Here is a 14,225-nt window from a genome sequence, read left to right as displayed (position 1 = left end):
AGAGAGGGGGGAAAGGTCAAACCGGTATCAGTTCTCCGTCGGTCTCTGAACTTGTTCCACAACGAGGACGTTTGTCGGCACCTTCGCTGACTCCAGCTTCAAGCCCAGCTGAGTGCGAATGGCCTCGAACAGATCTGGTGCAGGTTCTCCCGTCACTTGTGAGGACGTAACCGGTGGATGCCCATCGAACTGGCTTTCATTCGGCATGAATACCAGCAGGAAGTCGAATCTGCCGGCGAGTCCGGTTTTGTCTATGACGGGACGGTCGAGAACCACCTGTTGCATCATCTGGCAGAACTGGCTGAGGGCGGCGTTCCTGGCAGGTAAAACTAGACCGTTAGCCACGCGGTTGAATTCAAGGCTCGGATAAGGAGCAGTACTTTTCGCAGGAATAAGGTTCTTCGGTCCGTTTTTATCCGTTGTCAATACATACGAAGCCAAGTCACGTTGTTCACGGCGAATTTTTAGACCAAAGCGATCCGTGAGCAGGTTGCGAATCATTGCCAGCCACTGCGTTCCGCTGGGCTCGTCTTCACCCGGCTGCGTGCCGACCAGATCGAACTTCTCCGTTCTTACCCAGGCTGGAGCGTCGATGATCTGACTGGGATGAACACCGTAGCAGAGGTCGATCAAATCTGCGAGAGAGGTGTCATGGGTGTAATACTTGCGGCCCGCAACGCGAAAATATCTGCCTGGATGCGCCGGGTCGGTTGGCTTCAGGGTCGCCACCTCAAACGATGGATTCGGATCCGTCATCGCTTTTCGCACGGTCGCCGGCATCGGCTTCGAATTATCTTGTGCTACTGCAGAGACACAAAGGCCTGCAGTCAGGCAAACGATGACTAGAGTTAGGGTCCTTAACTTTGTTGGATGGACGATCAACTTGAACTCCTTCGCTCTCACAGCATGACGACGCTGGAGGTCACATACGGAAGACGCATGCACATCAAATCCGCTCGGAATATCTTGAGGTTGGCAGCGACCTTTTGCTTCTCATCACACTGAAGACTGCCGCTCGCTGAGGCAAGGAAAGGGCTTACGCGCTACGACTTTCGCTACTTTCGCTTTTTATTTGCCAATGCGATACTGATCCTGCCTTTACAGAGCTGGCTCGCACAGGGAGCCGCCGACTGAGAAGTTCGCCCTGAAAGCGAATGCCCCGAAGTAAGAGCTTCGGGGCGATCTGTAAAGGAGGTGATGCCTTATGCGAGCCGTTCGGGTTCGCTGCGGGCGGTTTTCGATGCAGGTGCCGGGAGAAGTAATTCTCTTCCTGCTCTCGAAGATTGCTGTGGCGCTGTACTTACTACATCGCTGATCACGAAAAACCCCTCTGGGTGCTGCCAGGCGCTCAGAGGCTTTTTACGTTCCACAAGCGGTCGCGTAGGCAAAGCCGTCCACGTCCATATGCAGTTATAGCGATTCGGATAAAAAAGTCAACAAAGTAGAGCTATATGAGGCGACCCTGCGCACGGATTCCGCAAAGGATCTCGTAGGGAATCGTGCCACACCAACGGGCATGGTCGTCTGCGGAGACGCCTTCGCCTAGAAGGGTGGCGTCGTCTTGTAGCGTGACGGCGATGTGCGTGACGTCCACCACGAGAAGGTTCATCGAGATCCGGCCAACCACGACGGCGCGCTGGCCTGCGATCACGACCCAGCCATTGCCGACTCCACTGGAGGCCTCACGGCGGAAACCATCTGCGTAGCCGACAGCGAGCAGTGCCAGGCGCATGGGGTGGGGCGCGGTGAAGGTGGCTCCGTAGCCGACAGTGGTTCCAGCAGCGATCTCGCGCAGGCCGAGGATGCGGGTCTTCCACGTCAGCACTGGCTTCAAGTGTGGATGCAGCGCGGCGGAGGCATTGCCCTCAAGGGGCAGCGCATCGCCGTAGAGGGCGAGCCCGGTGCGGACCATGGCATGCGCCCCGAAGGAGGCGGCGACCGCACGAATCCATGGCATGGTGGAGCCTTCATCGAGCGCGGAGGTGTTGCCCATGTGGATGTAAGCGGGCTTGATTCCTGCCGCCTTCACCTGCTTGAGCGCTTGGTGAAACTGATCGCCCTGGCGCTCGGTGACGGAGGCGCCGCGTGTACCGTCGCTAGCCTCTGCGCAGGCGAGGTGCGTCATGACGCCTTCGCAAAAGAGGGTGGGCGAGGAGGCAAAATGCCGGAGCATCGCATCGAGATCCGGGCCCGGAGTGACGCCCTGCCGCGACATGCCGGTGTCGATTTCAAGGTGCACGGCGAAGCGTTCGGCGGTGCCCTGCGCGGCATGCTCGAGGGTGTGCAGGTGCTCGAGTGTCCAGACCACAGGTGTGAGTTTGTACTCGATCAGCGAGGGCGCATCCGCAGGTTCGCTACCGCACATAACGAGGATTCTGGGCTTGGACCAGCCGACCGCCGACCGGACACGGACGCCTTCCTCCGCATCGGTGACGCCGAGCCACGGTGCTCCTGCTTCGGCGAGCACCTGCGCGACGAGCGTGGCGTCGTGGCCGTAGCCGTCTGCCTTGATGACGGCAAGGGTTTCTACGGCGGGTCCTGCAAGCGTCTGCACAGCGCGCAGATTATGACCAAGGTTTGCGCGCGAGATTTCGATCCAGCTCTTCATGCAAGAACCATTATCTACGGCAGACAGGAGTGAGTAGTGAGTAGACAGGAGTGAAAGACACCAGCAGACGCAGAAAGGGGCGACTCAGTTGGCCGCCCCTTTACTTGTCTATCCACCAGTCACTACTGTCTGGCTTAGCTTCTGTGCCGGCGTACTGCGCGATGTCCGTTGCGCGAGCGCTTGCCCTTGACGCTGTGGACGCCGCCGCCAAAGGTCCAGGTGCGGACCGGGCCTACGTCTACGTGAACGAACTGGCTCTTGGGGTAGTAGCCGACGCCGCCTGCTTCAAGACTGAGGGCCGCATTACGTATCTGAGTGGTGGCGACGCCGGGGACGCGGATGTCGATCGCGTGGCCTTCGATGTGCTGCGACCTCTTGGCAACGCCCGTCGCGGGGTCGTTTTCGCGGAGGAGCTCGTTGGTTTCAGCGGTGCGGTAGCCGCAGACTACGTCGACTGTGCCGTTCGGCTTGCCCAACCGAGTCATCAGGTTGTGCAGCAGGTCGAACTCCTTGGGATCGTAGTGCGTGACTTCATTGGTACGGTGATCGCGAAGAAACGTATTCAACTTCTCCAGCGCCTCGGGGATGTAGGTATCGCCGATGCGGTAGACGATGTCGATGCTTTCGCCGGTGTGCAGCGCGGCCAGACGCAGCGAGTAAGGCTTGCCGTCAGCCGGAACATCAGCCTCCGTCTCCGGCAGAATGCCCGGTGTCAGCGCCGGCAGCATCATCAGGCTGGAGAGCGAGCGCATGGAGGGCAGGGAATGAGAGCTGCGCGCATGAATGCGAGCATGGTGGGCGCTGGCAGTTCCGTTGGCGCAAAGAAGAAGACCTGCACACAGAAGGGAGGCGACAGCCTTGGACGAAAAGAGGCCGGAAGTAAGAGAGGTACGCACTGAAAGGTTCAAAGGTCTGAATCTCCAAGAAAAAAAGTGCAACATTGAAAAGAAAATCAGTCGTTCGGATCGCTCTTCGTAATGAGTGCGCGAAATGGCTGACACAAATCAAAATCGCCATTCTTCATTCCGCTGTCGCGATTCTACCCCAGCCTTCCCGGGTTGCCTAACCGTCAAGAAAAAGGTGGCCTCACGCTGGTAACGGCATACTTTCCGCTTTTGCTGGGGTCTACTGGGTTTTACAGCGCAAGATAGGCAGTTCACGGTGGAGATACTTCACTCTCATCAACATCTTTATCGGGCTGTGATTGAAAAATCGCTTCCACAGCTTCCAGGGTATCGATCTGCTCCACTGGTTTGTCGTCCCTGATTTTCAAGATCCTCGGAAACCGCAGCGCGAACCCGCTGGCGTGGCGGTCGGACCGCATGACGTTATTGAACGCGACCTCCAGCACGCGCAACGGCTCGACTGTGCGGAAATGACCGTGATCCTCCAGCGTGTGTTCTTTCAGCCACTCTGTCAGCTCAGCAATCTCGGCATCGGTCACGCCGGAGTAGGCCTTACCGACGTTGAGCGGCTCGCCGCCATCGCCGCGTACGGCGAAGGTGTAGTCGCTCAGCAGCCCGGCACGCCGGCCGTGGCCAAACTCAGCGCCGGTGATCACCACATCCAGTGTCGCGAGTTCGCGTTTGAGTTTCACCCAGGCGAGGCCTCGGCGTCCCGGTTGATAGGTTGACCCCGCCGCCTTCAGCATGACGCCTTCATTCGCCCGGCCGCGTGCTTCGGCATAGGCCAGATCGATCTGCTCGGCACTTTCCACCATCTGCGCTCGCGAAAGCTGCAGTCTCGGCAGAGAAGCTCCTGGTGGTTCAGCTGCCGCAAACAGGTTGCCTTGCGAAACGGTCTTTACTGCTTCGAGCGGAGCGACGGCACTTGCCCCGAGTCGCGCAAATACTTGCTCCAGACGGGCGCGGCGATCGCGCAGAGGGAGGGGAATCAGAAGTTGGTCTCCCTCGAACAGCAGGTCGAAGGCCATCAGCACCACCGGAATCTGCCGCCGCATGGCGTCATCGACGCGCTTGCGGCCGATGCGCTGCCCCAGCCGCGCGAACGGCAAAGCCTTATCCGTTGCAAAGTCCCAGCCAAGGATCTCGCCGTCCAGAATCATGGGCGTGGGGGCGTGGCGCAGCGCTTCGACGATCTCGGGGTAGCTCTCGGTGATGTCCTCACGGTTGCGCGAGTAGATCGCGACGCGCCCCGGCTGTGATGGATCGCCGCAGTGGACTTGCGCACGCATGCCGTCGAACTTGTCCTCCAGCAGCGCGTGGACTACGGCAGACTCGTCCAGCTCGGGCTTGCCCGTGAACCGCGCCACAGCTTCTTCCGGTGACTCTACCGGCGACGCCAGCATGAACCCCAAGGGATGAAACAGCCTCATCCGCGCCTCATCCAGCGTGCCTGCAAAGGCCATGCGTACGGCCTGCGCCAGGTCTGCCTGCAGCATCACGGCATTGCGAACGGCCGTCAGCTCCGCCGTCGCAGCGACGGCAATCGCCTCTTCAATCAAGCTCTGCTTCACACCGATGCGCATGTCACCGAGCATCAGCTTCAGCAGATACTTCGCCTCCAGTGCTGTGGCGCGACGCAGCAAACCCTCTACCAGCGCGGCACGGGCGGCTGTGCTCCGCGCCACCGCCATGGCCGCAAAAGCTTCATCCACCTCGACCAGCGTCAACTGCCCGTGCATCTTCTCAGGCCACAAATCAGCGGCAGCCGCACCCAGATCCCCGTGGCGTCGGTACGCCGCTGTAAGTAACGAGTCGCTGGCACCGGAGACCTCTTTCACCGCCTTCGATAGCAGCGCACCACCCGCGTTTAGCCTGCGCGGATCGGCCTCCGCAAACGGCTGGCCGGCAAGATACAGACAAAACTGACCGGCGTCTTCGCTTCCGCTTTCGGCATGTACCGTCGCGATGGCCTCTGCGATGGCCGCGCGCTTCTTCAGCCGTCCCGGTTCCTTCGCCAGCATCTCCGCCAGCTTCGCGACCTCTGCAAATCCTGCCATCTCTCTAGCATCGCGCACGATTCGCCGCCGCTCAACGTGTCCTGCAACTCCGCGCTCATACAATCAACATTCAGGAGTTTCCGGTTGCGACTGTCACAGGTTATCCCGATTACGCTGCTCGCGGTTGCAGGCCTTGGCCATGCGCAGCAGCCGACGCTGGAGACACTTCTCGCTCGACTTGGCGAGCAGGCTGCCGCCTTCGATCGTTCTCTTCCGAACTTCAGCTGCCTGCAGACAGCGAGCAGCGATGAGTTGCTCCCCGGCAAAAAGAACGAACCGCCCCGGGTGTTGCGCCACGTGACTTTCACAGCCAATCTGCGCGTGCGGCGCGGTGCGGACGGCCAGTTGACCGAGGCGGCGGAGTTCCTGACGGTGAACGGGCAGCCCTTCACGGGCGGCGGCTTCACCATGCCCGCCTATGCGCAGGGAGGTTTTCGCCAGGCACTGGCCTATTTTCTGCCCGGTCAGCAGGCTTGCTATCGATACACGCTCTCGACTGACCGCATCGATTTCGAAGGCGCCCCGGATGCAGCTAAGCTCCCCGGCTGCCGCAGCGTTGGTGTCCGCGGCTTTGTCACGCTCGACCCCACTGGCAATATTCAGCACCTCGAGCGCCGCGTCACCGCGCAGGGAACTGCGCTGTATGCGTTGATCCCCTTCGCGCAGGTTGATCTCGCGCCCGTAACGCTGAACGATGTGACCTACCAGCTCTCCAGTCACATGGTGTCCGAGCGCCCCAACGGTAAGTTCCTCGACCGCTTCGAATCAACCTACACCAACTGCAAGCTCTTCACCGCGAGCGTCACGCTCGGCCCTGCAAGCGATGCTCCGTGAAGGCGTCCCTGCGACGGTGTCGCTACCCGATGTGAATGTTTTTGTTCTCGCAACGTTCCGCTGTCGCCCAATCTGTCATGCTGTGAACTAGAACTCACTTCCATGACCACGTCTCACACGTCTTTTTTCAGGGCCCCGCGCGTCTCTATCGCCATCGCAGCGATTGCCTTTCCGCTGGCTTTTACCGCAGCAGCGCAGAACCTCGCAAGTGCCTCTCTGCCGGACGCACCGAGCTTTCTGCAGGCCGCCACGGCGCAAACCGTGCCGTCAGCCGAAGCGCATGCTCGCATCCGCGGGCTAGTCAGCGATGTCGCCGGAGCTCTTGTTCCCGGCGCTACGATCAAGCTGGAGGAAGACGGCAAAGCAGTCCATCTGACGGAGAAGCCGACCTCGGGCGAGCTCGCCAGCCAGCACAAGCCGCTGCGCGAGACCACCTCGGACTCCGCTGGAGAGTTTGAGTTCCTCGATCTGCCCGCAGGAAGCTATCGTGCCCGCATCACGGCCAAGGGCCTTGAGCCCTTCCTGACGGAGCGTATCGAGCTCGCAGCAGGCCAGCACTTTGAGCTGCCCAATGTGGCCTTGCTCGTCGCCACGGCTGGCACGGCCATCGACGTCTATGCCACCAGCGCGCAGGTCGCGGATGCCGAGTTGAAGTTGGAGACGCACCAGCGCGTGCTGGGTCTTGCGCCCAATTTTTACGAGAGCTTTGTCTGGAATGCCGCGCCGCTGAACACGCGGCAGAAATTCTATCTCGCTACGAAGTCGCGCACTGATCCCTTCATCCTCGTCCCAACTGCCATCATTGCCGGGGTAGAGACTGCCCACGATACCTTTCCAGGCTGGGGACAGGACGCTCCCAGCTATGGCAAACGGTTTGCCGCCGCCTACGGAGACGCCCTCTTTGGCCGCTTTCTTGGCTACGCCATCTTCCCCTCGATCTTCCACCAGGACCCACGCTACTTCTATATGGGGCCGGCTCAGCCGATGAAGTCCCGTATATGGCACGCGATCTCGTCGGGCATCATCACGCGCGGCGACAACGGGCATTTGCAGCCTGCGTATTCACATATCCTTGGCAACGGCGCCGCCGGAGCTCTTTCAACGCTATACCACCCGGCGGGAAACTCCGCTGGCTCCCTCGCGGGCAGAAACATGGGCATTGGCATCGGCGGCAACGCGGTGGAGGGCCTCTTCCGAGAGTTCGTACTGGACCACCTGACCCACAACGTGCCCGGTTATGCCAAGGGCAAGCCCGCGGACGAGCCGAAGTAGCCACTTCAGAATCCCGAATCCTCGCGTTATCATCTAAAGAGCGATGAAGTTTTCCAGCGCAAATCCGGTGTTGACCTCCCGCGTGACTCTCCGTCACGACTTTGCCTAGCTGCGCCTAACTCGCAGCCGCGTGGATCCGCGCCTTTCTCATCCCTAATTCCTGTTCCCTAATCCCTGCCGTTATCGCAGGAGGAGTCCCAAATGTTCGAACGTCTCGATCAACTCGAAGCCCGCTATGAAGAACTCGGCGCGCAGCTCGGCGACCCCACCCTCGTCAACGACCAGGAAAACTTCCGCAAGGTCGCCAAGCAGCACCGCGACCTGGAGCCCACGGTCGAAAAGTTCCGGCAGTATCGCAAACTCACCAACTCCATTGCCGACGCGAAGGCGATGCTCGCCGATGCCGACATGCGCGAGATGGCGGAGATGGAGCTCGCCGAGCTCGAACCGCAGCTACCTGTCGTGGAAGACGAGCTAAAGGTTCTGCTGCTGCCCAAGGACCCGAACGACGATAAGAACGTCGTCATCGAGCTCCGCGCCGGCACCGGCGGCGACGAAGCCTCTCTCTTCGTGGCGGAGGTCTTCCGCATGTACCTTCGCTACGCTGAGCAGCATCGCTGGAAGGTCGAAGTCCTTTCGCAGACTGACTCTGACGTAGGCGGCCTGAAAGACATCACTGCGATCTTTGAAGGCGACAAGGTCTATTCGCTGATGAAGTACGAGTCTGGCACGCACCGCGTGCAGCGCGTTCCTGCGACCGAAACGCAAGGTCGTGTCCACACCTCCGCCATCACGGTGGCCGTGCTGCCGGAGGCGGAAGAGGTCGACATCAAGATCGAAAAGAAGGACCTGCGCATCGACACCTTCTGCTCCTCAGGCCCTGGCGGACAGTCGGTGAATACGACGTACTCGGCGATCCGCATCACGCATCTGCCGACGAACACCGTTGTCAGCTGCCAGGACGAGAAGTCGCAGATCAAGAACCGCGAGAAAGCTATGCGCGTTCTCCGTTCGCGTTTGTATGAGGTCGAAGCCGAGCGCATTCACCAGCTACAGGCGAAGGACCGCAAGAGCCAGATCGGCTCGGGCGACCGCAGCGACAAGATCCGCACCTACAACTTCCCGCAGAACCGCCTTACGGACCACCGCATCGGCCTGACGAACCACAATCTGCAGATGGTGATGGAAGGCCTGCTGCAGCCGACGATCGACGCCCTGATCGCGCACGAGACGGCAGAGAAGTTGAAGGCGCAATCAGAAGCAGCTTAAGACAGCGGCAAGTGAGAAGACCAGAATGAGAAGGGAAGCGAAGTTCCTCTTTTCACGCTTATCTTCTCGCTGTTTTAGCCATTCCCCGGCAGCTTCTCCGCAATGGTCTGCGCCACGTCGTCAATCGAAGTGGGCTCGCTTAGCGCGCGGACCTCATCTTCATTAGCCATATCGCTTACGCCGACCTCATTGGCAATCTCGCGGTTCACACCCAGCAGTGCCGTAATTTCTTTCTCGCTCAGGATCAGGATCTGCAGCATCAGATGATCGCGCTCGTCTGCGCGCCGTCCCAGGCGTCCCTGCCGCATCAGGATAAAGCTGGCTGCGAGGATCGACTCCATGGCCACTAGTGTCTGCAGCAACGAGAAGGGACGCGTGTCGAAGTGGCGGGTATGCGGCAGCACATTCCACACGATCCACAGGGCAAAGAAGATGATGTGGACAACCACGAACGTAAGACTACCGATGTACCCTGCGACCGCATCGATGATGCGTTCGGCGCGTGTGCGGTTCGCAAGAAACTCCAGCTCATGCTTCGCGATCAGGTCGACGTGGTCTTGAATGTGCGTCCGTGGCAAGGCTTACCTCTGCTTACTGAGATGCATATATCGTACCGACTCAGACCTTACGGGGAGCGACCTCGGTTATCCTCAACCGCATGAGACATCTTCGGCCTCTCGTCCTGCTCGCGCTCGCTACAGCCTCCTCGCTCATCGCGCAGACATCGAAACCATTCACGCTGCAACAGGCGCTGAGTGCACCGTACGCGACCGACCTGACGGCAGCGCCCGTGGGCAATCTCTTTGCGTGGGTAGAAGATGCCGAAGGCCGCCACAACCTTTATGTCGGCGGCAAGGAGGTTGCGGCGCGGCAGCTCACGAGCAACACCGAAGACGATGCGCAGGACATCTCGCAGCTTGCGTGGTCGCCGGATGCAAAACTTATCGCCTACACCTACGGCGCTCCGAATGGAGCCGATGGGAAACCTGCGAACCCCGCGCATCTGCAACGGTCGACGCCCGTGCAGGTTATCGTGCAGCCGCTCGATGCGAATGCAAAGTCTCTCATCGTCGGCGAAGGCCGCGCCCCGCTCTTCTCCCGCGACGGCAAGAGCCTCTTCTTCCTGCGCGCAGGCCAGATTTTCACTGCCTGCCTTAGCGATTGTCATCCTGAGCGGAGCGCGCAGCGCGAAGTCGAAGGAACTGCTTTACCGGAACCACCGCAGTCCCCCACTCACCAGCTTGTCTTCGACCGCGGCACCGCCTCGGCCCTCACGCTCTCGCCCGACGGCAATACGCTCGCTTTCATCAGCCGCCGCCGCGAGGTCAATCAGCCCTCGCACAGCTTCCTCGCGTTGCTCGATCTGAAGACGCACACGTTGAGCTTCCCCGCCCCGAGCACCGGCGACGACTCCGCACCAGCATTCTCACCCGACGGCAAACAACTCGCCTGGATACGCACCCCTTTCACCGACATCCCCGAGTTCGCCAACCCCCGAACCAGCGCAACACCATGGTCGATTCAGTTGCTGGATATCACGTCCGCAAACTTGCCGAAGCATGTCGAAGGGGGCAGCGTAAACCCTGAATTTGTGCCCTGCATTCCCTCTTTTACCTGTCATCCTGAACTCAGCGAACGACCTGCGTTATCTCCCGGAAGCCGCACAATTTACCAGCCCACTCCTAACAAACCCGGCAGCGTCCTCCCCGATCCTGGCGGCCACGACCCCTATCTAGTTTGGACAGCAGATCATCGAGTGATCTTTGCCGGAAACATGGATGGCTGGACACATCTCTACGCCGCCGATACGCGCAGTGGCAAGGGTGCTGCACCACTAACCCCAGGCGAGTTCGATGTCACCGAGTTCCGCGTGACTCCCGACGGCTTTAACGTGCTCTATGTTTCCAATGAGATCGAAGCAGATGAAGCAGATGCAGATCGAAGCCACGTGAGGCTCGCGACGTTCGTACACAGGGATGACATCCGGGGAACCATACCGCTGACGATCGGTTCCGGAATCGAAACGCATCTGTATGCCATCTCTGCCATCACGGAGAATATGCCTGCTTCAGAAGACGCACAGAAGGAATATCCTCTTGCGTTCTATCACCTGAATCTCGCGACACTCGCAGCAGACTCCAGGGAACCGATGCATCCTGTCCTTATCGATGGCGCCCGCAGAATGAAAAATCTTCACCCTGTCGATCATTCCAGTCTCTCGGAGACGGCCTTCGTTACACCGCAGCAAGTTCTCTTCCCGTCCACCGACAGCCTGCAAATTCACGGACAACTCTTCCTCCCGAAGAATCTCGACCCAAAGACCAAGCACCCCGCCATCCTCTTCTTCCACGGAGGCCCCATGCGGCAGATGCTGCTCGGCTACCCGGCCATGGGCTATTACTCCAACGCCTACGCGATGAACCAGTACCTCACCTCGCGCGGCTTCATCGTCCTCTCCGTCAACTATCGCTGCGGCATCGGCTATGGGCTCGACTTCCACCAGTGCGAGGGCGAAGGTGCAACGGGTGCGAAGGAATACAACGACGTTCTCGCGGCGCAGAAGTATCTTGCCTCGCGCCCGGATGTCGACGTGAAACGCATCGGGGTCTGGGGGGGCAGTTATGGCGGGTACCTCACCGCGCTTGCGCTCGCCCGCAACTCCGACCTCTTCGCCGCCGGTGTCGACTTCCACGGCGTCCACGACTGGAACCTCGAAGACAACGCCTCCGACTGGAAGCGCGGTAGCTTTGCCCAGCAGGACGCGATCGCCGCCAAAGCCCTGCAAAGCTCGCCGCTCGCAGACCTCAGCAAATGGCACTCGCCCATCCTGCTGATCCACGGCGACAACGACGGCAACGTAGCCTACGCGCAGACTCCGCTGCTGGCGGACGCCCTCCGCGCCCGCAACGCAAGCCTTCCGGCCGACCAGAAGGTCGACGTGGAGGAGCTCATCTTCCCCGACGAGATCCACGAGTTCCTTCTGCACAGCACCTGGCTCAAGGCCTACACCGCCGCCGCGGAGTTCTTCGAACGCACATTGAAGCCTTAAAACCGCTAAAATGGAGAGCGATGACAGCGGAGGGCATTTTTCTACTCCCTGCTCCCTACTCCCTGTTCCCTGAAGGTAAAGATGTCCACCATCGCCGCACCCGCACCCGCGCTTGAAGCCGCCGCCAAGGCCGCCGGCCTCACCATCCTCTCCATCGAGAACGGCACCGACTACAACGGCGCTACCACGACCCGCGCTACAGTTGCGCTTGCCGCCGATCCGTCGAAGACCCAGACCCTTGAGCTCTCCTCGGACTTCGACGCGTCCAATCCCGAGTTCGTCAAGCAGTTTACGGCCTTCTTCACTGAGGCTGGCAAGCGCCTGCGCAATCCGCACCCGGACCAGTACATCACTCTGCATGGTCTGCCGCTGGTCTTCGGCAACTTCGCATGGCCCTTCCACTTCTCGACCTCCGGCGCGGACACCTTCGTCGTCCACGGCACGGTCACCCTCAACGACGGCGGCGAGATCGCCTCAGGCGCGCAGCCTCTGCACGCCAAGGTCGCGGCTGCGCTGACGCAGACCTTCTCCGAGACTCTCGTCTCGCGCGAGCAGCCCTTCGCTGAGGGCTTCATCTACAACGCCGTTCGCAAGACCTTCGACCAGGGGCAGCTCGAGCTCGTGAAGTCCGGCAACCGCCAGCCGGTGCCTGTCACCACGCGCTACTACTCGCCGTGGAAGAAGACCTTCAGCTTCAACGACACCAAGGAACAGCAGCGCCACGACTACCTGCAGGCGAAGGTCTTCTGGCTGTCGCACGTGCTCGGCGGCGGCGCTCCCGTCTGGATCGCTGATCCCCGCGATGCGCAGTACCTCAACACGACCGTGGAAGAGCTGAAGCTGCAGGCAGCGGCGCTCGCGAAGGAAGGCCTCGTCCTCCTCGAAGGCGATGGTGAATGGGCCACCGCAACCGACACGCTCCGCAATCAGGACGACAAGTACCGCGCCGAACTCGCCGAAGCCCTCAACTTCCTGAAGCCCACCTTCAACGAAGATATGCGCGCCGGCAACGCGAATATGTAAGAACAGAGAAGTGTGTGTAGAGGAGCGAGGAGCGGGACGATAACGTATTCTTCCTCCCTTCTCTACACCTTGCTTTCTTCCAGCTTCACAAACCCTTCCCAGGCAGCATCCTCCACAGGCACGCCTAATCGCAGACTCTCCTCCCGCAACCGCAGCGCTCCCTCACCGGGATAGCGCGCAGGCTTCCCGGCTTCAACCGGTGTGGCTTCGTGCACAGCGGCGATCGCACCCTCAGCTACGCTGCGCATCTCTCCGAGCGCACTCACGCTCTGAGGAGCGATCGCGAGGAATACCTGCGACTGCCCAACCTCTTCCAGTGCATTCGCAGAAAATTGATGCGTAGCCTTGCCGCCGCTCAACATGGCGCCTAGCACATCCAGAACAAAGCTCAGCCCCGACCCCTTCCAGAAGCCGATTGGCAGAGCACGCTGCGAGCGCTCGATCGCCGCTGCATCCGTCGTCAGCACGCCCTCGCTGTCATATCCGCCCGGCACCGGTAGCGCCTCACCCTTCGCCGCATAGCTTGCCAGTGAGCCGTAGCTGAACTGGCTCATCGCGATGTCCAGCACCATATGCTCGGCTATGACCTCCGGATCTTGTCCGTCTTTTTTATACCGGGGCACCGCAATCACCAGCGGATTGTTCCCCAGCGCAGGCGAACTCGCTCCCCATGGCGGCAGATTCGGCAGTGTATTGCTCCAGCACATCGCCGCGAACCCAGCCTCTGCTGCCTGCCAGCCATAGCTGCCCGCGCGCATCCAGTGCGAGGTGTCGCCCAGAGCCACGCATCCCAGCCCATACTCCTTCGCTAGATCCATGGCACGAGCCATCGCTGCATGGGCAGCGAGGTTCCCCGGCCCACGATGCCCTGCCCATCGCTCGATCGCACCAAATCTTGCCACGCATTCCGGCACCGCCTCCGGCACCACCACACCTGCGCGCACCTGCGCCGCAAATCGTGGCAATCGCGCAATGCCATGCGTCTTTACGCCGTCGCGATCGGTTTCTGCGGTAAGCCTTGCACCGAGAGCGGCACGTTGCGCCGGGACACCGAGCGCGATGAGCACCTGCTCGATGCGCGCCTGCAAGTCTTCAAAAGGAATTCGCCTCATACGACCCATTAGATAACAGGCGTCGGGGTTGGGCGGAGGTGTGGGTTCGCTCTGTTCTCTGGGGCGTCAGGCTGTCCTTGCGCTTCGCCAGCTACA

The 14,225-nt window shown here is 60.5% G+C and carries 11 protein-coding genes; 5 read left to right on the top strand and 6 right to left on the bottom strand.

Annotated elements, in window-relative coordinates; all coding sequences use genetic code 11:
• Positions 1-27 precede the first annotated feature (27 nt).
• From OHL14_RS17740 to OHL14_RS17725, 4 genes are all read right to left on the bottom strand, one after another.
• The gene (locus OHL14_RS17740; RefSeq protein ID WP_263380716.1) at positions 28-780 is read right to left on the bottom strand and encodes a TIGR03435 family protein; all 753 of its coding nucleotides are present in this window, start codon (positions 778-780) and stop codon (positions 28-30) included.
• Positions 781-1,447: 667 nt separating this feature from the next.
• Positions 1,448-2,608 (bottom strand): alanine racemase, encoded by a 1,161-nt coding sequence (gene alr / locus OHL14_RS17735; protein ID WP_263380715.1) that lies wholly within the window; start codon positions 2,606-2,608, stop codon positions 1,448-1,450.
• A 134-nt stretch (positions 2,609-2,742) separates the two neighbouring features.
• On the bottom strand, positions 2,743-3,360 hold the full coding sequence (locus OHL14_RS17730) for a DUF882 domain-containing protein (RefSeq protein ID WP_263380714.1): 618 nt from the start codon (positions 3,358-3,360) through the stop codon (positions 2,743-2,745).
• 404 nt (positions 3,361-3,764) lie between these two features.
• Complete coding sequence (locus tag OHL14_RS17725) at positions 3,765-5,570, bottom strand: ATP-dependent DNA ligase (protein ID WP_263380713.1); 1,806 nt, start codon at positions 5,568-5,570, stop codon at positions 3,765-3,767.
• An 84-nt stretch (positions 5,571-5,654) separates the two neighbouring features.
• Between OHL14_RS17725 and OHL14_RS17720 the strand changes: the two genes are divergently transcribed.
• The 3 genes from OHL14_RS17720 (at position 5,655) to prfA (ending at position 8,945) form a co-directional block, all read left to right on the top strand.
• Complete coding sequence (locus tag OHL14_RS17720) at positions 5,655-6,404, top strand: hypothetical protein (protein ID WP_263380712.1); 750 nt, start codon at positions 5,655-5,657, stop codon at positions 6,402-6,404.
• A 102-nt stretch (positions 6,405-6,506) separates the two neighbouring features.
• Positions 6,507-7,676: a carboxypeptidase-like regulatory domain-containing protein gene (locus OHL14_RS17715; protein ID WP_263380711.1), complete on the top strand. Its 1,170-nt coding sequence runs from the start codon at positions 6,507-6,509 to the stop codon at positions 7,674-7,676.
• A 201-nt stretch (positions 7,677-7,877) separates the two neighbouring features.
• Positions 7,878-8,945 (top strand): peptide chain release factor 1, encoded by a 1,068-nt coding sequence (gene prfA / locus OHL14_RS17710; RefSeq protein ID WP_263380710.1) that lies wholly within the window; start codon positions 7,878-7,880, stop codon positions 8,943-8,945.
• A gap of 74 nt (positions 8,946-9,019) precedes the next feature.
• Here prfA and OHL14_RS17705 read toward each other — a convergent pair whose 3' ends face one another.
• Complete coding sequence (locus tag OHL14_RS17705; protein ID WP_263380709.1) at positions 9,020-9,523, bottom strand: DUF1003 domain-containing protein; 504 nt, start codon at positions 9,521-9,523, stop codon at positions 9,020-9,022.
• An 80-nt stretch (positions 9,524-9,603) separates the two neighbouring features.
• Here OHL14_RS17705 and OHL14_RS17700 point away from each other — a divergent pair, with 80 nt between their 5' ends.
• A complete protein-coding gene (locus tag OHL14_RS17700; protein ID WP_263380708.1) occupies positions 9,604-11,994 on the top strand; it encodes a prolyl oligopeptidase family serine peptidase in 2,391 nt (796 codons plus the stop codon).
• A gap of 81 nt (positions 11,995-12,075) precedes the next feature.
• Positions 12,076-13,017 (top strand): hypothetical protein, encoded by a 942-nt coding sequence (locus OHL14_RS17695; RefSeq protein ID WP_263380707.1) that lies wholly within the window; start codon positions 12,076-12,078, stop codon positions 13,015-13,017.
• 62 nt (positions 13,018-13,079) lie between these two features.
• Here the strand turns inward: OHL14_RS17695 and yiaK are convergent, their stop codons facing one another.
• On the bottom strand, positions 13,080-14,129 hold the full coding sequence (gene yiaK / locus OHL14_RS17690; protein WP_263380706.1) for a 3-dehydro-L-gulonate 2-dehydrogenase: 1,050 nt from the start codon (positions 14,127-14,129) through the stop codon (positions 13,080-13,082).
• Positions 14,130-14,225: the final 96 nt, after the last annotated feature.

Source organism: Granulicella paludicola, assembly GCF_025685545.1.
In the GTDB taxonomy this organism is placed as follows: domain Bacteria; phylum Acidobacteriota; class Terriglobia; order Terriglobales; family Acidobacteriaceae; genus Granulicella; species Granulicella paludicola.
Note: the sequence above shows the minus strand (reverse complement) of the source record. Positions and strands in the feature narration are given on the sequence as shown.

Bases quoted from the DNA above. Each gene is read 5' to 3' on its own strand.
- OHL14_RS17740 (WP_263380716.1), bottom strand. From the start codon at position 780: ATGCCGGCGACCGTGCGAAAAGCGATGACGGATCCGAATCCATCGTTT.
- alr (WP_263380715.1), bottom strand. From the start codon at position 2,608: ATGAAGAGCTGGATCGAAATCTCGCGCGCAAACCTTGGTCATAATCTG.
- OHL14_RS17730 (WP_263380714.1), bottom strand. From the start codon at position 3,360: ATGCGCTCGCTCTCCAGCCTGATGATGCTGCCGGCGCTGACACCGGGC.
- OHL14_RS17725 (WP_263380713.1), bottom strand. From the start codon at position 5,570: ATGGCAGGATTTGCAGAGGTCGCGAAGCTGGCGGAGATGCTGGCGAAG.
- OHL14_RS17715 (WP_263380711.1), top strand. From the start codon at position 6,507: ATGACCACGTCTCACACGTCTTTTTTCAGGGCCCCGCGCGTCTCTATC.
- prfA (WP_263380710.1), top strand. From the start codon at position 7,878: ATGTTCGAACGTCTCGATCAACTCGAAGCCCGCTATGAAGAACTCGGC.
- OHL14_RS17700 (WP_263380708.1), top strand. From the start codon at position 9,604: ATGAGACATCTTCGGCCTCTCGTCCTGCTCGCGCTCGCTACAGCCTCC.
- OHL14_RS17695 (WP_263380707.1), top strand. From the start codon at position 12,076: ATGTCCACCATCGCCGCACCCGCACCCGCGCTTGAAGCCGCCGCCAAG.
- yiaK (WP_263380706.1), bottom strand. From the start codon at position 14,129: ATGAGGCGAATTCCTTTTGAAGACTTGCAGGCGCGCATCGAGCAGGTG.